The sequence below is a fragment of the Streptomyces sp. NPDC093085 genome (genome assembly GCF_040683935.1).
Classification (GTDB): Bacteria; Actinomycetota; Actinomycetes; order Streptomycetales; family Streptomycetaceae; genus Streptomyces.
On the sequence record NZ_JBFBFB010000002.1, the window covers coordinates 492,092 to 512,576 of the forward strand.

16 protein-coding genes are annotated in these 20,485 nt (G+C 73.3%); 4 read left to right on the plus strand and 12 right to left on the minus strand.

The genetic code is table 11. The features are described from left to right. Positions 1 to 18 precede the first annotated feature (18 nt). The 4 genes from AB0O07_RS08885 to AB0O07_RS08900 form a co-directional block, all read right to left on the minus strand. On the minus strand, positions 19 to 858 hold the full coding sequence (locus tag AB0O07_RS08885) for a carbohydrate ABC transporter permease (protein ID WP_365629231.1): 840 nt from the start codon (positions 856 to 858) through the stop codon (positions 19 to 21). Then, positions 855 to 1,781: a sugar ABC transporter permease gene (locus AB0O07_RS08890; RefSeq protein ID WP_365629234.1), complete on the minus strand. Its 927-nt coding sequence runs from the start codon at positions 1,779 to 1,781 to the stop codon at positions 855 to 857. The genes AB0O07_RS08885 and AB0O07_RS08890 overlap by 4 nt, the downstream gene beginning before the upstream one ends. Before the next feature lie 102 nt (positions 1,782 to 1,883). After that, a complete protein-coding gene (locus AB0O07_RS08895) occupies positions 1,884 to 3,233 on the minus strand; it encodes an ABC transporter substrate-binding protein (protein WP_365629237.1) in 1,350 nt (449 codons plus the stop codon). A gap of 46 nt (positions 3,234 to 3,279) precedes the next feature. Next, positions 3,280 to 4,344 (minus strand): LacI family DNA-binding transcriptional regulator, encoded by a 1,065-nt coding sequence (locus tag AB0O07_RS08900; RefSeq protein WP_365629240.1) that lies wholly within the window; start codon positions 4,342 to 4,344, stop codon positions 3,280 to 3,282. A 115-nt stretch (positions 4,345 to 4,459) separates the two neighbouring features. On the opposite strand from AB0O07_RS08900, the gene AB0O07_RS08905 reads away from it, so the two are divergent. Beyond that, a complete protein-coding gene (locus AB0O07_RS08905) occupies positions 4,460 to 6,619 on the plus strand; it encodes a glycoside hydrolase family 36 protein (protein ID WP_365629243.1) in 2,160 nt (719 codons plus the stop codon). Positions 6,620 to 6,743: 124 nt separating this feature from the next. Here the strand turns inward: AB0O07_RS08905 and AB0O07_RS08910 are convergent, their stop codons facing one another. The 4 genes from AB0O07_RS08910 to AB0O07_RS08925 all read right to left on the minus strand — a co-directional run bounded on the left by AB0O07_RS08910 (position 6,744) and on the right by AB0O07_RS08925 (position 10,361). Continuing rightward, positions 6,744 to 7,625, minus strand: a complete 882-nt coding sequence (locus tag AB0O07_RS08910) for a serine protease (protein WP_365629246.1) — start codon at positions 7,623 to 7,625, stop codon at positions 6,744 to 6,746. A gap of 174 nt (positions 7,626 to 7,799) precedes the next feature. Further along, on the minus strand, positions 7,800 to 8,057 hold the full coding sequence (locus AB0O07_RS08915) for a hypothetical protein (RefSeq protein ID WP_365629249.1): 258 nt from the start codon (positions 8,055 to 8,057) through the stop codon (positions 7,800 to 7,802). A gap of 73 nt (positions 8,058 to 8,130) precedes the next feature. Further along, entirely contained in the window at positions 8,131 to 8,862 is a 732-nt protein-coding gene (locus AB0O07_RS08920) for a histidine phosphatase family protein (RefSeq protein ID WP_365629252.1), read from the minus strand. After that, positions 8,859 to 10,361, minus strand: a complete 1,503-nt coding sequence (locus AB0O07_RS08925; RefSeq protein ID WP_365630291.1) for an FGGY family carbohydrate kinase — start codon at positions 10,359 to 10,361, stop codon at positions 8,859 to 8,861. Before AB0O07_RS08925 ends, AB0O07_RS08920 begins: the two co-directional genes overlap by 4 nt. A gap of 361 nt (positions 10,362 to 10,722) precedes the next feature. On the opposite strand from AB0O07_RS08925, the gene AB0O07_RS08930 reads away from it, so the two are divergent. The 3 genes from AB0O07_RS08930 to AB0O07_RS08940 all read left to right on the plus strand — a co-directional run bounded on the left by AB0O07_RS08930 (position 10,723) and on the right by AB0O07_RS08940 (position 14,218). Then, on the plus strand, positions 10,723 to 11,517 hold the full coding sequence (locus tag AB0O07_RS08930) for a DeoR/GlpR family DNA-binding transcription regulator (protein ID WP_365629256.1): 795 nt from the start codon (positions 10,723 to 10,725) through the stop codon (positions 11,515 to 11,517). Positions 11,518 to 11,585: 68 nt separating this feature from the next. Beyond that, a complete protein-coding gene (locus AB0O07_RS08935) occupies positions 11,586 to 12,602 on the plus strand; it encodes a 2-hydroxyacid dehydrogenase (protein WP_365629259.1) in 1,017 nt (338 codons plus the stop codon). A 164-nt stretch (positions 12,603 to 12,766) separates the two neighbouring features. Continuing rightward, positions 12,767 to 14,218: an FGGY family carbohydrate kinase gene (locus AB0O07_RS08940; RefSeq protein WP_365629262.1), complete on the plus strand. Its 1,452-nt coding sequence runs from the start codon at positions 12,767 to 12,769 to the stop codon at positions 14,216 to 14,218. A 41-nt stretch (positions 14,219 to 14,259) separates the two neighbouring features. Here AB0O07_RS08940 and AB0O07_RS08945 read toward each other — a convergent pair whose 3' ends face one another. The 4 genes from AB0O07_RS08945 to AB0O07_RS08960 are packed head-to-tail and all read right to left on the minus strand — an operon-like array spanning position 14,260 to position 20,157. Beyond that, positions 14,260 to 15,114 carry a carbohydrate ABC transporter permease gene (locus AB0O07_RS08945; RefSeq protein WP_365629265.1) on the minus strand — a complete coding sequence of 285 codons (855 nt, stop codon included), beginning with the start codon at positions 15,112 to 15,114 and terminating at the stop codon, positions 14,260 to 14,262. Next, the gene (locus AB0O07_RS08950) at positions 15,111 to 15,998 is read right to left on the minus strand and encodes a sugar ABC transporter permease (RefSeq protein WP_365629268.1); all 888 of its coding nucleotides are present in this window, start codon (positions 15,996 to 15,998) and stop codon (positions 15,111 to 15,113) included. Before AB0O07_RS08950 ends, AB0O07_RS08945 begins: the two co-directional genes overlap by 4 nt. After that, a complete protein-coding gene (locus AB0O07_RS08955) occupies positions 15,995 to 17,308 on the minus strand; it encodes an extracellular solute-binding protein (RefSeq protein ID WP_365629271.1) in 1,314 nt (437 codons plus the stop codon). Before AB0O07_RS08955 ends, AB0O07_RS08950 begins: the two co-directional genes overlap by 4 nt. Continuing rightward, complete coding sequence (locus AB0O07_RS08960) at positions 17,305 to 20,157, minus strand: family 78 glycoside hydrolase catalytic domain (protein ID WP_365629274.1); 2,853 nt, start codon at positions 20,155 to 20,157, stop codon at positions 17,305 to 17,307. Before AB0O07_RS08960 ends, AB0O07_RS08955 begins: the two co-directional genes overlap by 4 nt. Positions 20,158 to 20,485 lie beyond the last annotated feature (328 nt).

The window sequence follows — 20,485 nt, forward strand, 5'->3', positions numbered from 1 at the left end:
CTCCATGGTGACCTCCGGTTATTTGACGGCTCCGCTGGTGATTCCGGACACGATGGTGCGCTGGGCGACCAGGAAGACGGCGACCATCGGCAGGCTCATCACGGCCACATAGGCGAAGATGAGATGCCAGTTGTTGAGGTAGAGCTGGGCTCCGGCGACCTGGAAGAGATTGAGGGGCAGGGTCGCCGCCGCGGAGCCGCCGAGCACGAAGAAGGCGTAGAAGATGTCGCTCCAGGCGTAGAGCATCACCATGATCGTCGCGGTGGCGATGACCGGGCGGAGCAGCGGCAGGATGATCCGGAGGAAGATCCGCAGCGGCCGGGCGCCGTCGATCCGGGCGGCCTCCTCCAGCTCCAGGGGGATGGTGCGGATGAAGCCGGTCATGAAGAAGACCGAGGTGGAGAGGTACATCCCGGTGTAGACGGCGATCATCCCGGGCCGGGTGCTGGCGAGGCCGAGCAGGCGCAGCTCCATGACGATGGTGATCACGGCGGGCGGCAGCAGGAGTCCGCTGATGGTGAGGGCGTACGCGGCGGAGACCAGCCGGGAGGAGCGGCGGGCGAAGACCCAGGCGGCGCCCGCGCCGAGGATGAGCACCAGGGCCACCGAAGGGACCACCACGAGCAGGGAGTTGACGAACCCCTTGACCATGTCGCCCTGGCCGACGGCGGCGGCGTAGTTGTCGGCGGGCTGCCAGTGGCGCGGCAGGTCGAGGCGGGGGCGTACGGCCTCGCCCCGCGGTTTGGCCGAGGTGACCAGGACCAGCCAGAGGGGGATGCCGACGGCGACGGCGGCGAGCGCCGCCACCAGCACGGGGCGCCCGTACCGCCAGGCGCGGGAGGGTCGTACGGCGGTCACAGCATCCGCTCCCTTCGGCGCAGCCCGCTGACGAGGGGGACGGCGAGGGCGACGACGACCAGGAAGAGGACCAGGCTCATGGCGGATGCCTGGGCGTACAGGCCCTGTCCGAAGACCCGGAACATATAGATGTTGAAGACCTCGGTGGAGGCGGCCGGGCCGCCCCCGGTGGTGGCCTGGACGATGTCGAAGGTGTTCATGGAGCCGATCAGCGCGGTGGTCACATTGAAGGTGAGGGCGGGCGCGAGCAGCGGCCAGCGCACGGAGCGGAAGGTGCGCCAGGGCCCGGCGCCGTCGGCCTTCGCGGCCTCCAGCAACTCGCCGGGGATGCCCTTGAGCCCGGCGAGGTAGATCAGCATGGCGAGGCCCATCCACTTCCAGCCGTGGACCGCGGAGACCAGGACCAGCGTCCAGGTGGGCGAGCCCAGCCAGGGGATGTCCGTGCCGAGCAGGGAGTTGACGGCGCCGTCCTGGTCGAACAGGGCCTGGAAGACATAGCCGACGGCGAGCGCGGAGATCAGGACGGGCAGGAAGAACACCGCGCGGAAGAAGCGGTTGAAGCGGGAGTCGGCCTCCAGCAGCAGGGCGAGACCGAGGCCGAGGCCGTTCTGGAAGAGGGCGGCGAGCGCCGCGTAGAGGAGCGTGGTCCTGAGGGCTCTGAGGAGGGAGCCGTCGTCGGCGATCGTCGCGAAGTTGTCGAGCCCGGTGAAGGCGATGCCCGCGTGGTACGAGGACCAGTCGGTGAACGGGTAGACGAAGTTGAGCAGGTTCGGCAGGAGGAAGAAGGCGGCGAAGAACAGGACCGCCGGAAGCGCGAACCACCACGGGTGGTGGACGGCGGCGCGGGGCAGCCGGCCCACGGGACGCGGCTCGGCGCTCCCCGGCGGGGCCGTCCCGCGCGTGCGCGGTGCAGTCTCCGTCACGGCTGGCCTCCCTCGATCGGTGTGCGGGGCCTGTTCGGCGGGTCGGGGTCATGCGGTAGGTGGCGCTCGTACGGTGTGTCCTGCGGCGGGTGCGTCCGTACGTCAGAAGCCGGGGGCGCCCTGCGCCTTGGCCACCTGGGCGAACTGGTCCTGGATGGCCTGGGCGACCTCGCGCGGGGTCTTCTTGCCGTAGATCATGTCGGCGAGCCAGAGGTGGGTGTCGGGGGCGACGATCGCCTTGGCCTGGAAGACCCCGTCGGCCGTCGGCAACGCCTTGAGCTGGGCCAGCGAGGTCTCCGGCAGCCCGTCGGGGCTGGGGACGGCGGGCTGGACGGACGGGATCTTCATCGCCTCGATGTACGCCGGGTAGTCCGGGCCGAGCCAGAAGGCGAGGAACTGGCGGGCGGCGTTCTGCCGTTTCTCGTCGCCGGTCCTGAAGGCGACGACGCCGTTGGTCTGGTCGGGCGAGTAGAGGCCGTCGGCGTCGGAGTTGGAGACGGGGAACCAGCCGATGCGGCGGTCGATCTCCGCGGTGGTGTGCTGGGCCTGCAACTGGGTCTGGAAGGAGGTGACGTTGAGGACCATGGCGGCCTCGCCGTTCCACAGCGCGTCGGCGGAGCCGGTGAAGGTGCCGGTGCGGTAGTTCTTCTGGGCGAGCCCGGCGCCGAGGAGTTGGTCCTTGTAGGTGGTGATGGCCCGGACGACGGCCGGGTCGGTCCACTTCTCCTTGTTGGTGTTGAGGCCGTCCCACCACCGCTGGTCGAGATCGGTGAGCTGGACCTGGGTATGCCACTGGAGGGGCCACTTGTCACCGCCGGACTCGTAGAACGCGGCGACCCCGGCCCGGTCCTTGACGGTGTGGCCGAGCTTCAGCAACTCGGCGTAGCCATGCGGGAATTGCGCCTCGGTGAGGCCGGCCTTCCGGAAGACGTCCTTGTTGTAGTAGACGCCGAGCACGGCGGGGCTGGTGACGATGGCGGCGTACCGGGTGCCGTCGACGACCCCGAGGGACTTCTCGGTGTCGCCGAGCTTCGCCGCCCACGGTTCGCCGTCGAGCGGCAGGAGGTTCCGGTGGGGCTGGACGAAGGGGAGGGTGGAGACGGACGGCTGCCAGAACATCAGGTCGGGGCGGTCGCCGGAGGCGAGTTTGGTCGGCACGTTCTGCTCGTACAGGTCGGGGACGGCCTGGGCCTCGACGGTGGCGCCGGTGGCCTTCTCGAAGGCGTCGATGACCTGCCGGGGCGCGCCCAGTGTGTTCTGCGCCGTCCACATCGTCAGTTTCACCCCGTCGAGCCGGGCCGTGGGGTCCACCCGGGCGGCGGGCGAGGAGCCCGCGCCCCCGCCACCGCCGTCCCCGGCCGTGGGGTCGCTGCACGCGGTGGCGGCGAGGGCGGTCGCGCATATCAGGGCGAGGGCACGGAGGACGGGGAGTGCGGGGCGGACTCTCTGCATCGTTTGCTCTGCCTCACTGCGGGGAGGGACATGGCACGTGCGACGCTCAGGGTGCGGGGTGCGGGGGCGGCCCCGAGCTCTCCCGTACCACCAGTTCCGGTACGGAGAGCGGGTGCGGGGCCACCGGCGCCGACTCCTCGACCGCCCCGTGCAGCAGCCCGAAGGCGGCCCGGCCCAGGCCGGTGAAGTCCAGCCGTACGGAGGTGAGCGACGGGGTGAGATAGGCGGAGCCCGGCGCGTCGTCGAAGCCGGCCACGCTCACCTCGCCGGGGACCGACCGGCCCGCCTCGTGCAGCGCCCTGAGCACCCCGAGCGCCAGGTCGTCGTTGCCGCAGAGGATCGCGGTGACCGCCGGGTCGGCGGCGAGCTTCCGCCCCGCCGCGTATCCGCCGGCCGGTCCCCAGCCGCCCTGGAGCGGGCGCGGGATCTCCGCGCCCCGCTCCCGCAGCGCGGCCCGCCAGCCGGCCATACGGGGCGCGGTGCGCCGGGTGCTCGACGGGATCGCCACGTACTGCACGGTCCGGTGGCCGAGGGCGAGCAGATGGCGGGTGGCCTCGTGGGCTGCCCTGCGGTCGTCGGTCCACACCCAGGGCAGCCCCTCCCCCGGCGGGCGCGCGGGGGTCTCGACCACACCGACGTGAGGGAGCCCGGCGGGGACCGCGTTCAGGGCGGCGACCCCGGCCGGATCGTAGGCGATGACGACCAGACCGCCGCCGGTGTCGGCGGCGCGCTGGACCTCGGCCCGGACGGCGCCCGGTTCCGCCGACTCCAGCACCCGGATGCCCAGGGCGTACGAGGCGCCGCGGGCCGCCTCCTCGACGCCCTGGAGGATCGCCGCGTACCCGAAGTGCGTGGTGTTGGCGGTGAGTACGGTGACGGCCCGGGACCGGCCGCTGGCCAGCGCGAGCGCGGTGGCGCTGCGCCGGAACCCCAGCTCCTCGATGGTGGCGAGGACCCGCTCGCGGGTGGAGTGGCGGACGCTCGGATGGCCGTTGATCACACGGGAGACGGTCTGGTGGGAGACGCCGGCCCGGGCGGCGACATCCCGGATGCTCGGCCCGGCCTTCGTGCCCGCCTTGGCCGGCTTCCTTGTGTGACCGGTCACATTCATGCCAGGATTGTGACCGGTCACACACGGCCCGTCAAGAGACCGTAACCAACGATTCACACGACGACGCACGCATCGGACCCACACCGCCGTGACGGCGGGATCGGGAGGGGGCACGTTGACCGGTCAGCCGGCGAACAGCACGGGAGAGACCTTCACGTGGGGTCACGCGGCGCTCCGCGCCGAGTTCACCGCCGCGCCCGGCGGGGAGGTGCGGATGACCGGGCTCACCGGGCCCGGCGCCCCCTCCCCCGGGCCGGTGGACCCCTCGGCCCCGCTGCCCCTGGTCGAGGTGACCGCGCTCGGGCACGGCAGCGGATGGTCGGGGCAGCGCTTCCTGGACGGGGCGCTCGGCTCGCGGCTGCGGTACCGCGCGCACCGCTCCGCGCGGGACGGCCGGTGGCACCGGCTCACCGTCGAACTCCACGACCCCGGGAGCGGGTTGACGGCCGAGGTGCGGCTCTCCTCTCCGGACGGGGTGGCGGTGGTACGCGGCGAGGTGAGCCTCCGCAACGAGGGGACCGAGCCGCTGCTCGTCCAGTCGGTCAGCAGTCTGCTGGTCGGCGGACTCCCCTCGCCGGATGTGCTCGATGTGCACCGGGCGCGGAACGACTGGCTCGCGGAGTGCCGTTGGTACGCCGAGCCGCTGCGGGCGTCGGTCGCGGGGCTCAACCGCGCGGCCCACGAGCACGACAGCCGCGCCGCGCTCACCCTCACCGGGCGCGGGAGCTGGCCCAGCGACGGCCATCTGCCGATGGGCGGGCTGACCGACCGGCGGGGCGGCTGGGCGGCGCTCTGGCAGATCGAGTCGGCGGCGGGGTGGCGCTGGGACACCGGGGAGCGGTCGGGCGCGGCGTATCTGGCGCTGAACGGGCCCACCGACGAGGGCCACCAGTGGTGCGAACGGCTGGCGCCCGGCGGGGAGTTCACCACGGTCCCGGCGGCGCTGGCGCTGGGCGCGGGGTTCGACGAGGCGCTGGCCCACCTCACCGCGTACCGGCGCGCCGTGCGCCGCCCGCACCCGGACCACACCGCGCTGCCGGTGGTCTTCAACGACTACATGAACACCCTGATGGGCGACCCGACCACGGAGCGGCTGCTGCCCCTGGTCGACGCCGCCGCCGAGGCGGGCGCGGAGTACTTCTGCATCGACTCCGGGTGGTACGACGACCGGGCGGAGGGGTGGTGGGACAGTGTCGGGGAGTGGCGGCCCTCGGAGCTCCGCTTCCCGGACGGCGGTATCCAGGTGGTGCTGGACCATATCCGTGGCCGGGGGATGGTCCCGGGCCTCTGGCTGGAGCCGGAGGTGGTGGGGGTACGGAGCCCGGTCGCCGGGGCGCTGCCACCCGAGGCGTTCTTCCGCCGCGACGGTGTCCGGATCACGGAGCACGGCCGCCACCAGCTCGATCTGCGCCATCCGGCGGCCCGCGCGCATCTCGACGCCACGGTCGACCGGATCGTCGGGGAGTGGGGCGTCGGCTATCTGAAGCTGGACTACAACATCCGGGTGGCGCCGGGCACGGTGGGCGAAGGGGACAGTTCACCGGGGGGCGGGCTGCTCGGCCACACCCGGGCCCATCTGGCCTGGCTGAACGGGGTGCTGGACCGGCACCCCGGGCTGGTGGTGGAGAACTGCGCCTCGGGCGGGATGCGGATGGACGGCGCGTCGCTCGCGGTCAGCCAGCTCCAGTCCACCAGCGACCAGCAGGACGCCCGGTACTACCCGCCGATCGCCGCCTCGGCGCCCACGGCCGTACCGCCGGAGCAGGGCGCGGTCTGGGCGTACCCGCAGCCGGAGTTCACCCCGGAGGAGATCACCTTCACCCTGGGCTCCGCGCTGCTGGGCCGGATCCATCTCTCCGGCCATCTCGACCATATGGCGCCCGCCCAACTCGCCCTGGTCCAGCAGGCGGTGGCGGCGTACAAGCGGCTGCGCGGCGATCTGCCCACCGCCGTACCGTTCTGGCCGCTGGGTCTGCCGGGGTGGGCCGACCCCTGGCTCGCGCTCGGCCTGCGGCCTGGCGGGCCCGCGGTGGCCGGGGAGGCTCCGCCGGCCGGGGGCACCACCACGTATCTCTCGCTCTGGCGCCGGGAGGGCGAGGCCGCCCGCACCCTCTCCGTGCCCCATCTGGCGGGCCGGGCCGTACGGGTGGAGATCCTCCACCCCCTGGCCTCGCCGGGCCGGGCGCGGTGGCGGGCGGAGGGTGCGGAGCTGACGGTGGAGCTGCCGCCCGCCCCGGCCTGTCTGCTCCTCGGCCTCACTCCGCTGACCCCCTGACAGGTACGGCGGCTTCCCGGCCTGTCGGCCCGTCCGCCCGTGCGGCCGTACCGGCGCCTTCCCGACCCGGCCGCCCGCCCGTGCGGCCGTACCGGCGGGTGCCCGGTACGGCCGCACACCACGCCTACGGCTTGGGCAGGGTGCAGCCTGCGGCGTTGAGGTCGATCACGCTGCCGGTGGTGAGACAGGCGACGAGGGGGTACGTCTGCTGGGCGTAGTTGATGCCCTGGCGGACGGTGACCGTGCCGTTCTCGTCCACCTCGCAGGGGTTGTTGAGGGTGCAGCGGGCGCCGTCCTCGTTGCCGGTGTTGTTGACGGCGACGACCTTCCCGGTGGCGTCGTCGATCACGGGCGAGCCCGATGTACCGCCGATGGTGTTGCAGGAGGACGTGTAGCGCACCGAGTCCTTCCAGGTCCAGCTCGCCTCCTTGAGCTGGTAGGCGAAGCCGTCGACGGAGCAGCTGTAGATGCGCTTCCAGTACCCCGAGACGACCTTGATCGCGCTGCCCTGGGCGGGGCGGGCCGCGTTCAGCTCCAGGGCCGTGATGCCGTACGCGCTCTGGATCTGGGCGTAGGTGGTGGTGAGCTGGTAGAGCGAGATGTCGGTGTCGGTCATCGTGGCGTACGCGACCTTGGAGGCCCGCAGGGTGGCCACGCCGGTACCGGCCGAGTTGAGCAGGGTGAAGGAGCGGGTGGACGCCTGGTTGACGATGACCTGCCCGGCGGCGGGGAAGCCGCTCTCCAGGCAGTGTCCGTTGGAGAGCACCAGGGCGGGGTCGGACGGCTGTGACTGGGGTGTCCTGACGACCGAGCCCGAGCAGTTGCTGAGTGCGACCGTACCGGCGAAGTCGACCGCGGCGAGCCGGGGTTCGGGTGCGGCGGTGTCGGTGTCGGTGATGGTGCCGACGGCGCCGGGCGCCGGGGCGACCGGCGCGGCGAGCGCGGGCGCCGCGCCGCCGCCGAGGAGCAGGACGGCGAGCAGCGCGCCGATGAGAGGTCTTCTCATGTGGGGTCCCCTCTGTGACCGAAGTTCCTTCGGTGATTTGTCATGGGCATTGTTGACCCGGGGATCCCAACGGGCAACCACGCATGGGGTGTTCGGGACAGCGCCCCGCCGCACGACGCGGGGCGGGGCGGTGCCCTCCGGCACCGCCCCGCCCCATCTGTTCTGTCGTCGGGATCAGTTGATCAGTTCGTTGCCCGCCTGGACCGCGTCCGCTCCGGCCTGGACGGCCTTCTTCACGGCGCCGACCTTCTTGCCCACCTTGTCGCCGACGGCGCCCTGGACGACCGGCTTGGCCTGCTCGCCGACGGCGGTGGCGGTCTGCGCCGTACTGTTCAGCGTGGAGCCGAGGTCGAGGGCGTGGGCCGAGGGGGCGACGGCGGCGAGGAGCGCGGAACCGGCGGCGGCCGCGGTGAGAATCCGTTGCACGTTCATGCCCGCTCCAACGACGGGACGCCGTGGAGGGCACGTTCCCGGGGCCGTTGGGGTGATGGCCGGGGCGACGGCGTCAGAACGGGCGCTCCGCGGACACGTTCTCCGTCGGCATGTTCTCCGTGGGCACGTTGTAGGACAGGAGCGCGGCCTGCCCGCCGGTCACCCGCACCTCGGTGACCGCGCAGTTCCGCAGCCCCGGCAGGACCCGGCGGTAGGAGCTCTCCGGGATGCCGAGCAGCCGGCACAGGACCAGCCGGAAAAGGGTGTTGTGCGCGACGACCAGCACCCGCCGGCCGGGCGCCGCCGCCGCGATCCGGAGCAGCGCGGCGGCGCCCCGCCCGGCGGCGGCCCCCGGGTCCTCGCCGCCGGGGAGCGGATGGGCGGCCGGGTCGCGGAGGAAGGCGGCGGTCTCGCGGGGGTGCGAGAGCCGGAGTTCGGCGAGCGTACGCCCCTCGGCGACGCCGAAGTCGAGCTCGGTCAGCTCCGGTTCGACGGCGGCCGTCAGACCGGTGGTCCGCGCGGCGGGCTCGGCGGTGCGCCGGGCCCGGCTCAGCGGGGAGGTGACCAGGGCGTCGAGCCGGGCGCCGCCCGCCCAGACGCCGAGTTCCCCGGCCTGTTCGAGACCGCGCGGGGTCAGCCCGATATCGCTGACGCCGGTGTAGCGGTTCTCCGCGTGCCAGACGGTCTCGCCGTGGCGCGCGAGGAAGAGCGTCGCGGCGGCCGGGGCCTGGGGCGCGGACCGGGCCGTCGGCTCCGGCGAAGGGGAAGGGGAAGGGTGCGGATGCGGATCCGATACGGGGTTCAACCGTGCTCCCGTGCGTAGGTGGCGGTCGGCGCGGGCAGCCAGCCGCGCTCTTCCAGGGCGTCGACCAGGGTGACGAAGGCGTCCTGGAAGCGCGCGCCGACCCGGGGGCGCGGCTCCAGCACCGTACGGACGCGGACCATCCCCCGCAGAGCGGAGAGGGACCCGCGCGCGCCGCCCGTACCGGCTTCCCCGCCCGCCCCGGCGCCCCCGCTCCGTACCCCGTACGCGGCGAGCACCGCCATGCCGAGGGCCGAGTCGGTGAGCGCGGGGACGGTGGCGCGGCGGCCCAGGATGTCGGCGCGGAGCTGGTTCCAGTACGTGCTGCGGGTGGCGCCCCCGGTGAAGGTGACCGCCCGGTCGACGGGGGCGCCGAGCAGCCCGAGGTAGGCGAGGCAGAGCCGTTCGGCGAGCGCGACCCCTTGGAGCAGCGCGGCGTACCGGTCGGCGTCGTCGCGGGGCGCCCCGAGGACGAAGGGTTCGGCGTCGGCGGCGAGGAAGGGGAACCGCTCGCCGCGCGAGACCAGGGGGTACGCGACGGCGCCGGCCGGTTCGCGGTGGGCGGCGAGCCGGTCGAGGTGGCCGAGGTCGGCCCCGGGGAACGCCCGGGTGAGGGAGCCGGCGCCGACGCTGGAGGCGCCGCCGGGGAGCCAGTGGCCCTCGGGCGAGAGATGGCTGTAGAGCACGCCGGCCGGGTCGTGGAGCGGTTCGGCGGTGACGCCCTTGAGGACCAGGGTGGTGCCGAGGACGGTGTTCCACTGGCCGATGTCCCAGGCGCCGGAGCCGAGTTGGGCGGCGCAGCCGTCGGTCATCCCGGCGAGGACGGGGGTGGCCTCGGCGAGCCCGGTCGCCTCGGCCGCCTCGGCGCAGACGGTGCCGAGCGGGGTGCCGGGGAGGACCGCCTCGGGGAAGTCCAGCTCCGCGAGGCCGAGCCGGTCGTGGACGGCGGTGGGCCAGGAGCGGGTGGTCAGGTCGTACCCGGTCTTCAGCGCGTGGCTGGTGTCGGTGGGCACGGGGTGGCCGACGAGCCGCGCGGTGACGAAGTCCGCCTGATGGCAGACGCGCGCGCCCCTCCGGACTCCCCCGCCCGGACCGCCCGTCAGCCAGAGGAGTTTGGCCAGCGCCCAGCTCGGCTGGATCCGGTGCCCCATCGCCTCCCAGACCTCGGCGCCCGCCTCCTGGGCGCGTACCGCCTCCGCTCCGGCGCGCCCGTCGTCGTACATCAGCGCGGGGGTGAGCGGCGCCCCGTCGGCCCCGGTGAGCAGGACCGTTCCCGAGGTGGAGCAGACGGAGAGGCCGCGCACCCGGGCGGCGGCGACGGTGCGGAGGGTGGCGCGGAGCGCGGTGCACACCCCCGACCACCAGTCGGCGGGGGACTGTTCGTGGCGGTCGCCCTCGCGGTCGCCGGTGAGCGGGGCGGAGCCGCGTCCGGCCACCTGGCCGTCGTCGGTGACGGCGAGCGCGCGGACGCTCTGGGTGCCGAGGTCGACCCCGATCCACACATCCCCCCGGCGGGTGTCCCCGCCGCGTACGTTCCCGCCATCCGCGTCCGTCCGGCGTGCCTCCGTCACAAGCTCCCGCCTTCCCGTCGCCGCCCGCGCCGACCACCGCCGGCCGCCGATCCCGGGCGCGTGACTCCGCGCCGCTTTTCACACCCGCTCCGGCGCCCCGGGGCCGCCGCCCCGGCAGCCGGCCGTCACTCCGGTCGCCGGTGTCCTGCCTGGTGAGGAACGCTCCGCCGACTCCGCCGACGGGTTGACCTGCCGGCCGTCCGTGGGGAACACTGCCGACGGTACATCATCAAACGATGTTATATCCTCAGAGCTTGATGTTATTGCGGCATCGCTGGAACAGGACCGAGGAATGTCACAGGACACGAGCCGGCGGGGCCCCCTCCAGCGCCGCCGCGAGATCTCCGACCATGTGCTGACCGAGGGTTCGGTCTCCGCCTCGGATCTGGCGGAGCGGTTCGGCGTGAGCGTCATGACGATCTACCGCGACATCGACGAGCTCGAACGCGAGGGCGTGCTGCGGAAGTTCCGGGGCGGGGTCACCGGCCAGCCCTCCGGGGTCTTCGAGTCCAACGTGGCGTTCCGCAAGAAGTCCATGCGGCGCGAGAAGGCGGCGATCGCGGCGCGCGCGGCGGCGCTGATCGAGCCGGGCATGTCGGTGATGCTGGACGACTCCACCACCGCCCTGGAGCTGGCCCGGCTGCTCCCCAGGATCGAGCCGCTGACCGTCGTCACCAACTTCCTGGAGGTGCTGAACCTCCTCGCCGACGAGCGCGGTCTCCATCTCATGGCGCTGGGCGGCGACTACGACCCGCTGCACGACTCGTTCCTCGGGGTGCCGTGTGTGGAGGCGGTCGAGGCGCTCCGGGTCGATCTCTGCTTCGTCTCCACCTCGTCCGTCCACGGCGACTACGCCTTCCACCAGGAGCAGCGCATCGTCGCGGTCAAGCGGGCGATGCTCAAGGCGGCCGGGCGCTCCGTGCTGATGATCGACCATTCGAAGCTCGACCGCACCGCGCTGCACCGGCTGACCCCGCTCACCACCTTCGATCTGATATTGATCGACGACCGCACCCCGCCCGAAGCGCTGCGCTCGCTGGACGAGCGCGGTGTCCCGTACGAGATCGCCGGGACCTCCGCCGTCTGACCCACCGTCCGAGCGCCGTCGACCCGCTGTCCGCCCCGCCTTCCGACCCACCGAAGGAGACCGCGCCGATGAGAATCCTCGCCGCGGGCGACCACTTCGTCGCCCCCGACCTGTTCGCCCGGGAGCTGGCGGCCGAGATCGGCCGGGACCATACGGTCGACCCGCTGATGCTGGAGTGGCCGCTGACCCCGTTCGGCCCGGTCGGCGAGGTCGAGGAGGCGTCGGGGGACGAGCGGACGCTGCTCGCCGCGTTGGAGGGGGCGGCGATCTGCGTCACCCAGATGGCCCCGTTCACCCGTAAGGTCCTCGAAGCCTCCCCGGAGCTGCGGCTGGTGGTGGTCGGCCGGGGCGGTCCCGTCAACGTCAACCTCGACGCGGCGCGGGAGTGCGGTGTCCAGGTCTGCAACACCCCGGGGCGGAACGCCGCCGCCACCGCCGAGTACACGGTGGGGCTGATGCTCGCCGCGATGCGCCGGATCCCGGAGACCTCGGCCGCGCTGGCTGCGGGGCGCTGGGCGGGCGAGTTCTACACGTACGACAACTGCGGGCCGGGGCTGGACGGGGCGACGGTCGGGCTGGTCGGCTGCGGCGCGGTCGGCAGCCGGGTGGCGCGCGCGCTGACCGCGTTCGGCGCGCGGGTCCTGCTGTACGACCCGTACGCGGACCAGGAGGCGCTGCGCGCGGTGGGCACGCCCGTCGCCGGACTGGACGAAGTGCTGCGCCGCTCGGACGTGGTGTCGCTGCACGCGCGGCTGACGCCGGAGACCCGGGGGCTGCTCGGCGCCCGGGAGCTGGCGCTGCTGCCCCCGGGCGCGGTCGTGGTGAACTGCGCGCGCGGCGCCCTGCTGGACGAGGCGGCGCTCTGCGACGCGCTGGAGTCGGGGCGGCTCGGCGCCGCGGGGCTCGATGTCTTCGCCGTGGAGCCGCCCCCGGCCGGGTCGCGGCTGCGCTCGGCGCCCCGGCTGGTGATGACGCCGCATCTGGCGGGGGCGAACACGGCGGTGGCGCACAACGCGGCGCGGATCGCGGCGGCCGAGGTGGGCCGCTTCCTGCGCGGCGAGCCGCCCCGCCACCGCGTCGCCTGACCCGGCACGCCACACCGGCACGGCACGTCGGCACGGCACGCCCCTGCGCCACACCAGTACGCCACACCAGTACGGCACGTCGGCACGGCACGTCGGTACGGAGCACGTCTCAGCGGGATCGCGCCGGCAGAACCGGCACGTTCGGATCGGCAGGAGGAGACACGGTGTTCGTCGGAGTGGACATGGGTACCTCGGTCGCCAAGGCGGTCGCCTTCGGGGAGGACGGCGCCGCGCTGGGGGTGGAGTCGGTCCCGATCTCGCTGGGCGGGCGGGGCGACCAGGTGGAGCAGGACATCGAGGAGGTGGTACGCGCCGCCACCTCCGTCATCGGCGCGGTGACCGGGGGCCGTACCCCCGCCCTGGTCGCGCTCACCGGCCAGGGCGACGGGCTCTGGCTGGCCGACGCGCGGGGCGGGGTGGTGCGGCCCGCGCTCTCCTGGATGGACGGGCGCGCGGGCGGCCTGGTCGCCGGGTGGATGGCGGACGGTACGGCGCGGGAGATGTACCGGCGGACCGGCAATGTGCTCTTCCCCGGCTCCCCCGGGCCGCTGCTCGCCTGGCTCGACCGGTACGAACCGGCCGCCCTGGACGCCGCCGCGACCGCCGCGAGTTGCAAGGACATCATCCATCTGCGGCTGACCGGCGAGCGCGCCACCGATCTCTCCGACGCCTCCGTCCCCTTCCTCGACCCGCGCACCCGCGGCTACGCGCCCGAGGCGCTGGCCGCGCTCGGTGTCGGCCACCGGGCCGGGCTGCTGCCGCCGATCTCCCCGACCCTGCCCTACGGGCGGGCGCGCGGCGGGGTTGCCGGGCTGCCGGACGGCACTCCGGTGACCTCGGGCCCGTACGACCTGCCCGCGTGCGCGATCGGCTCGGGGGTGACCGAGCCGGGGGACGGGCTGCTGATCGTCGGGACGACGCTGGCCTGTCAGGTGGTGGTGGAGCGGGTCGCGTTCGACGCGGATCCGGTGGGCTTCCATCTGGCGCTGGCCCGGCCCGACCGCCATATGCGGGCGCTGCCGGCGATGACCGGGACGGTCGCGCTGGACTGGGTGCTCGGGATCACCGGCACCTCGCACGACCAGCTCTCCGGGGTGCTCGACGCCACCCCGCGCGGGGCCAGGGGGGTGGCGGCGCTGCCGTATCTCTCGCCCTCCGGGGAGCGCGTCCCGTTCGTCGACCCCACGGCGCGCGCCGAGTTCACCGGGCTCGATCTGCGGTCCTCACGGGCCGATCTGGTACGCGGGATGTGCGAGGCGATCGCCTTCGCGGCCCGGCACTGTCTGGAGGCGGCGGGCCTCACCGGCGAACTCGCGGTCTGCGGCGGCGGGGCGCGCACCCTGGCCTGGCTGCGGCTGTTCGCCGATGTGATCGGCCGGCCGCTGCGGGTGGCGCGCGGCCCGGAGCCGGGCGCGCGGGGCGCCGTCCTGGCGGGGGTGGCGGCGCGCGGCGCGGAGCTGGGCCGGGAGGTGGACGCGGCGGCGTGGACGGCGCCGGAGGCGGTGGTGGACCCGGATCCGGCGGGGGTGGCGTTCTACGAGGAGGCGTACGCGGAGTACCTGTTCCGGGTGGAGAGCGCGCGGGCCCGGTGGCGGGGCCCCGACCCCGCCCCCTGAGCCCGCGCCCCGAGCCCGCGCCCCCACGGGGACACCGCCGGTCACCCCTTGAGGCCGCCCTCGAACCCCTTGATGACGTACCGCTGGAGGAAGAGGAAGACGATCAGGACCGGCAGCGCGGCCAGCACCAGACCCGCGAAGACCAGGCCGTAGTCGGAGACGTACTGGCCGACGAAGGAGAACACGCCCACGGGCACGGTCTCCCGGCCGGAGCCGCCGAGGTAGAGCAGCGGGGTGAAGAAGTCGTTCCAGATGAAGACCGCGTTCAGGATGATCACGGTGCCGGTGACGGGCCGCAGCAGCGGGAAGACCACCCGGGTGAACGCCTGCCGGTGGTCGCAGCCGTCGATCAGCGCCGCCTGCGCGTAGTCGGGGGGCAGGGCGCGGATGAAGCCGGTGTAGAGGAAGACGGTGAACGGGAGCTGGATGCCCGTGTAGAAGAGGACCATGCCCTGGTACGTGCCGAGCCAGCCCAGGTCGTCGACGAGTTTGTAGAGCGGGATCATGCCGAGCTGGAAGGGGAGCACGATGCCGAGCAGGAAGAGGATGTAGAGCCCGTAGCCGAGTCCGGTGGCCCGGCGGGCCAGGGCGTAGGCGGCGGTCGAGCCGAGGACGATCAGCAGGAGCAGGCTGACGGTGGTGATGACCGCGCTGTTGACCAGGGCCGGGCCGAGCGAGGCGGAGTTCCAGGCGGAGCCGAAGTTGGCGAAGGTCGGCGGCAGGGGCGGGGCGAGCGGCGACTCCGCGACCTGTCGCGGGTCCTTGAGCGCCAGGGTGACCAGGGCGTACACGGGGAAGAGAAAGGCCACGGCGACGGCGGCCATCACCAGTTCGAGCAGGTAACTGCCGTACCGGCCGGGCGCCTTGGGCTGTCGGGGGCCGGTGGTGGTCTTCACGCGGTGACCTCCCGGGCGCGCAGATAGCGGAGTTGGACCAGGGAGACGGCGGCCACGAAGAGCGCGAGGACCAGGGCGACGGCGGTGCTGTAGCCGAACTTGCCGTAGACGAAAGCCTCTTTGTAGAGCACGGTCGACAGGGTCTCGCTGGCGGTGCCGGGGCCGCCGTTGGTGGCCGCGTACACCTGGTCGAAGAGTTTCAGGCCGCCGATGGTCGACAGCATCAGATTGACGGTGAGGGCGGGGGCCAGCAGCGGCCAGGTGACGAAGCGGAAGCGCTGCCAGGTTCCGGCGCCGTCGATCCGGGCCGCCTCGTGGAGTTCGGCCGGGACGCCCTGGAGCCCGGCGAGGAAGATGACCATGGAGTAGCCGGCGTACTGCCACACCACCATCGCGGCGACGGACCAGAGGGCGAGCGAGGGGTCGCCGAGCCAGTCCTGCCGGAGTCCGCCGAGGCCGAGCGCGCCGAGGATCCCGTTGAGCCCGGCGCCGTTGTCCGGGTTGTAGACGTACTTCCAGAGGAAGGCGACCATGACCGGGCTGACCACGGCGGGCGCGAAGAAGATCACCCGGAGCAGGGAGCGGGAGCGGACGGTGGTGTGCACACCGAGTGCGAGGAGCAGCCCCACCCCGTTCTGGACGACGACCACGGCGAGGGTGAGCAGCAGGGTGTTGCCGACGGACTCCAGGGCGCGGTGGTCGTCGAGCAGGGTACGGAAGTTGTCGGTGCCGACGAAGGAGAAGCCGCCGACGCCGGACCAGTCGGTGAAGGCGTAGACGACCCCGGCGAGGCTCGGGTAGAGCACGACGACGGCGTAGACCAGCAGCGCGGGGGCGACGAAGTACCACGGCGGTACGGTGGAGCCGCGCCGCGAGGGCTTCACGACTTCTTTCCGTAGGCCGTGTCCATCTGGCCGAGCGCCCCCTTGACGTCCGTCTTCCCCGCGAGGAGGTCCTGTACGGCGGCGAAGTGGGCGGGCTGCACCTCGGCGTTGGGCCAGGCCTGGTCCATGAAGGGGACGGCGCGGTTGTCGTCGATGACCGGCAGGAAGCCGTCGAGGACGGGGTCGATGGTGGTGGAGGCGTCGCGCCGGAAGGGGATGGCGGAGACGGCGGTCGCCCAGGTGTTGACGTTCTCCTGGCGGGCCAGGAACTCCACGAACTCCTTGGCCTTCTCCTGGTTCCTGCCGTGGGCGGCGACGCCGAGGCCGACGACGATACCGGCCGGGATCCACAGCTTCCCGGCCTCCTCGCCGCCGGGGAAGGGGAACATGCCCAGGTCGTCCGGGGTTCTGGCAGCTTCGCGGAAGAGGCCGAGGACGGCGGAGACCTGGACGGCCATGGCCGCCTTGCCGCTCGCGACGAGGGAGGTCTGCTGTTCGAAGGTGGTGCCGTTGGGGTTGTCGTTGAAGAATCCCCGGGTCTGGAGTTCCTTGTACTTGCCGAGGGCGTCGGCCCAGCCGGAGTCCGCGAAGGTGGTGCGTCCGGCGGCCATGTCGGCGTCGAAGCTCGAGTTCTCGGCGTAGACCGCGTTGGGGACCAGGGCGTACGTGATGAGCTGGGTGACCCAGGGGGTCTGCGCGCCCAGCGCGATCGGCACGATGCCCTTGGCCTTCAACTTCGCGCAGACGTCGAGGAGTTCGCTCCAGGTGGTCGGCGGCTCGACCCCGGCCCTGGCGAACGCCTTCTTGTTGTGGATGGCGCCGATGACGGTGGACCCCGCCGAGTAGAGATAGGTCTTGCCCTCGTACCGGTAGGCGGCGTCGAAGTTCCTGGGTATGGACGCGGTCCACTTCTGGTCCGAGAGGTCGGTGAGCAGCCCCGCCTTGGCGAGTTCGACCATCGACATGGCGCTGCCGCTGCCCGGGTACAGGACGTGGACATCGGGCGCGTTGCCGCCGGCGAGCTGGGTGCGGACGGCGGTCTGGGCCTGGTCGGTGGGGGCGAAGGAGGTGGTGAAGGCGGTGTCGGGGTGGCTCTGGCGGTAGCGGGCGACGAGTTCCTCGACGGGTTTCTGCTGGTCGGTGACGCCGACGATACGTATCTTCCCGTCGCCGGAGCCGCTCGATCCGGAGCAGGCGGTGAGGGCCGGGGGCAGTGCGGTGAGCGCCGCCGCCGCGCCGGCCGTGCGGAGCAGGCCCCGGCGGCTGACCGGGGAGCGGAGCGCGGAGGGTATGCCGGAACCCGTGGTCATGTCATGTCCTCCTCGTGGGGTACGTAGGCCGCGGTGAAGCGGTAGACGCCGGAGGCCACCCGGTAGACGGCGTGTCCCGGGGCGGTGCCGGCGCGGGTGAGGTGGGCGCCGTCCGCGGGGATCCCGCCGGACTCGCGGACCGAGCCGGGGTCGGTGGTGGGGACGTGGATCTCGGCGGTGGCGCCCGGCGGGACCTGGACGCGGAGGGCGAGGGTCCTCCCCGTACGTTCCCAGTGGACGGCGACGGTGCCGCGTACCGACTCGTAGCGGGCGCCCGCGTGGGCGAGGCCGCCGGGGGCGGGCCGGACGAGAAGGTGGCGGTAGCCGGTGGAGCCGGGGCTCTGGTCGAGTCCGGCGACGCCCCGGTAGAGCCATTCGCCGATGGAGCCGAGCGCGTAGTGGTTGAAGGAGTTCATGGCGGCGGCGCGGAAGCCGGTGTCGGGGTGCCAGCCGTCCCAGCGCTCCCAGATGGTGGTGGCGCCGTGGCGGAGCGGGAAGAGCCAGGACGGTGCCTCGGTGCGGCGGAGCAGGGCGTGGGCGAGGTCGGCGCGGCCGTACGCGTCGAGGACGGGGGCGGCGAGCGCGACCCCGAGGAAGCCGGTGACGAGCCCGGGGCCCGCGGCCTCGACCAGGTGGGCGAGGCGGCGGGCGGCGGCTTCCCGCCACTCCTCGGGGAGGAGGCCGAAGGCGAGGGCGAGGAGGTAGCCGGTCTGGGTGTCGCCCTCGATCCGGAGGCTGCCGGTGGGCTCCTCAGCGGCGCCGTCGGCGCGCCCGTCGGGCTCCGTACCGGCACCGTCGGCAGGCGTGTAGGTGACGAAGCGGTCGGTGAAGGTGTCCCGTACGGCGGCGGCGAGCTTGTGGTGGTCGCGGGCGGGGTCGTGGTGGCCGAGCACCTCGGCGGCGCGCGCGGTGAGGTGGGCGCTGTGGGCGAAGTAGGCGGTGGCGACCACGTCGCGCGGGGTGGGGGTGCCGGGGGCGAGCCAGTCGGAGAAGTGCGGGCCGACCCGGTGGCGCCAGACGAGGTCGGGGTTGTGGAGCTGGACGAGGCTCACCCAGGCGCGCATGCCGGGGAGCGCGCGGGCGAGGAAGCGCGGGTCGTCGTAGGTCCGGTAGAGGTGCCAGGGGATGAGGACGCCCGCGTCGCCCCAGCCGGGGGCGCCCTCGTCGGCGACGCCCGCCAGCCGGGGGGCGACATTGGTGAAGCCGCCGTCGGGGGTACGGGCGTCGTCCACGTCGCGGAGCCATTTGGTGAAGAAGGCGGCGACATCGGCGTTGAGCGCGGCGGTGGGGAGGAAGACCTGGGCGTCGGCGAGCCAGCCGAGGCGTTCGTCGCGCTGCGGGCAGTCGGTGGGCACGCTGACGAAGTTGGAGCGCTGGCCCCAGGTGATACAGGAGTGGAGGCGCCGGAGGCCGGGGTCGGAGCAGTCGAAGGAGCCGGTCCAGGGGGTGTCGCTGTGCAGGGCGACGGCGGCGATGTCGGTGGCGGCCAGTTCGGGGAGGCCGGTGACCTCGGCGTAGCGGAAGCCGTGGTAGGTGAAGCGGGGCTCGAAGACATGGTCCGGGCGGCCGTCGCCGATGAGCAGGTCGGTGGCGGCGGCGGTGCGCAGGTTGGCGGTGTACAGCGCGCCGTCCTCGTCGAGCGCCTCGGCGTGACGGAGCGTCACCCGGGCGCCGGCGGGGAGGGCGTGGACGCGGAGCCGTACCCGTCCGGCGAGGTTCTGGCCGAAGTCGACGAGGTGGACGCCGTCGCGGAGCCGGGTGACGGTACGGGGGGCGAGTTCGGCGGTGGCGCGTACGGGTTCGTCGGGCGCGGCGACCAGGAGGCGGTGGTCGGTGCCGGTGACCCGGGCGGGCGACCAGTCGCGGTCGTCGTGGCCCGGCAGCTCCCAGCCGTCGGTGTGGTGGCGCAGGTCGTGGCACTCGCCCATGAGCAGGTCGGCGTGGCGGATGACGCCGGTGCGGGTGCGCCAGGAGTCGTCGGTGAGGATTCTGGTGGTGCGGCCCTCGCCGTCCAGCAGATGGAGTTCGGCGAAGAGGTGGGGTTCGGTGCCGTAGTGGGCGCCGGCCCTGCGGGGTTCGAAGCCGACGAACCCGCTCCACCAGCCGTCGGCGAGGGTGGCGGCGAGGACGTTCTCGCCGGTGCGAAGCAGCTCCGTCACGTCGTACGTCTGGTACTGGATCCGCCGGTGGTAGTCGGTCCAGCCGGGGGCGAGTTCCGCGTCGCCGACCCGGGTGCCGTTGAGCCGGATCTCGTAGAGGCCGCGCGCGCTGGCGTAGAGCCGGGCGCGGACGACGGGGGCGGGCGGGGCGTCGAAGGCGCGGCGGAGCTGGGGGCAGGGGGCGAGTCCGTGGTGGTTCAGCGCGCTGGCGCCCTCGGTGGGCGCGTCCATGACGTCGATCCGGCCGGGGGCGTGGGTGATCCACGCGGCGCGGGGGCCTTCCCCGGAGGCGTCCTGTCCCCCGGGCCCCACGGTGAGGCCGGTCTCGAACCAGGAGGCGGCCGGGGCGGGCTCCTGGTCCCGTGCGGAGGCGACGGTGACCTGCCAGTGGTAGCGGGTACGGGGCTCCAGCGCGGGCCCGGTGTAGGGGACGCCGGTGGCGCCCGGGTCGGTCAGTTCCCCGCTGTCCCAGAGGGGCCGGCCGCCGGGGGCCAGTTCCCCGGGGTGGCGGGCGAGGCGTACCCGGTGGGCGGTGGGGTCGTCGCCCCGGTGGTCCGAGGCGAGCCGCCAGGAGAGCAGGGGGGCGGGTTCGTCGATGCCCAGCGGGGTGACGCGGTGGTCGCAGCGGAGTCCGTAGGGGCGCAGGGGCCCGGTGGCGGACGGCGGCGCGGACATGGACGGAGCGGACATGGACACGTCCTTCCTGAGCGCCGCGGCCGACGGCGCGTCACGATCCCTCGTACGCCGTCGTTCACCACCTGCCCGGCGTGAAGACGACACGTCTCCATGTGAAATCTAACGTGAATTCTGTGGCGTGGACACTATGAGCAGCCCGCGAGAGGTGTCAAGGGTGTTACACAGGTGCTGACCGGACACCCCATCAGGTGCCCGGATTCCGTCGCGACGCGGCCGTACAGTCGCCTCCGACAGGCGTTGTCGACCGGGCGGCGGGTGGTCTTGTGACGGGTGAATACGTGTGATATTCAGCGTGTGATTACCACATGAACTGACGTTAAAT

Bases quoted from the DNA above. Each gene is read 5' to 3' on its own strand.
- AB0O07_RS08895 (WP_365629237.1), bottom strand. From the start codon at position 3,233: ATGCAGAGAGTCCGCCCCGCACTCCCCGTCCTCCGTGCCCTCGCCCTG.
- AB0O07_RS08900 (WP_365629240.1), bottom strand. From the start codon at position 4,344: ATGAATGTGACCGGTCACACAAGGAAGCCGGCCAAGGCGGGCACGAAG.
- AB0O07_RS08910 (WP_365629246.1), bottom strand. From the start codon at position 7,625: ATGAGAAGACCTCTCATCGGCGCGCTGCTCGCCGTCCTGCTCCTCGGC.
- AB0O07_RS08915 (WP_365629249.1), bottom strand. From the start codon at position 8,057: ATGAACGTGCAACGGATTCTCACCGCGGCCGCCGCCGGTTCCGCGCTC.
- AB0O07_RS08930 (WP_365629256.1), top strand. From the start codon at position 10,723: ATGTCACAGGACACGAGCCGGCGGGGCCCCCTCCAGCGCCGCCGCGAG.
- AB0O07_RS08935 (WP_365629259.1), top strand. From the start codon at position 11,586: ATGAGAATCCTCGCCGCGGGCGACCACTTCGTCGCCCCCGACCTGTTC.
- AB0O07_RS08955 (WP_365629271.1), bottom strand. From the start codon at position 17,308: ATGACCACGGGTTCCGGCATACCCTCCGCGCTCCGCTCCCCGGTCAGC.
- AB0O07_RS08960 (WP_365629274.1), bottom strand. From the start codon at position 20,157: ATGTCCGCTCCGTCCATGTCCGCGCCGCCGTCCGCCACCGGGCCCCTG.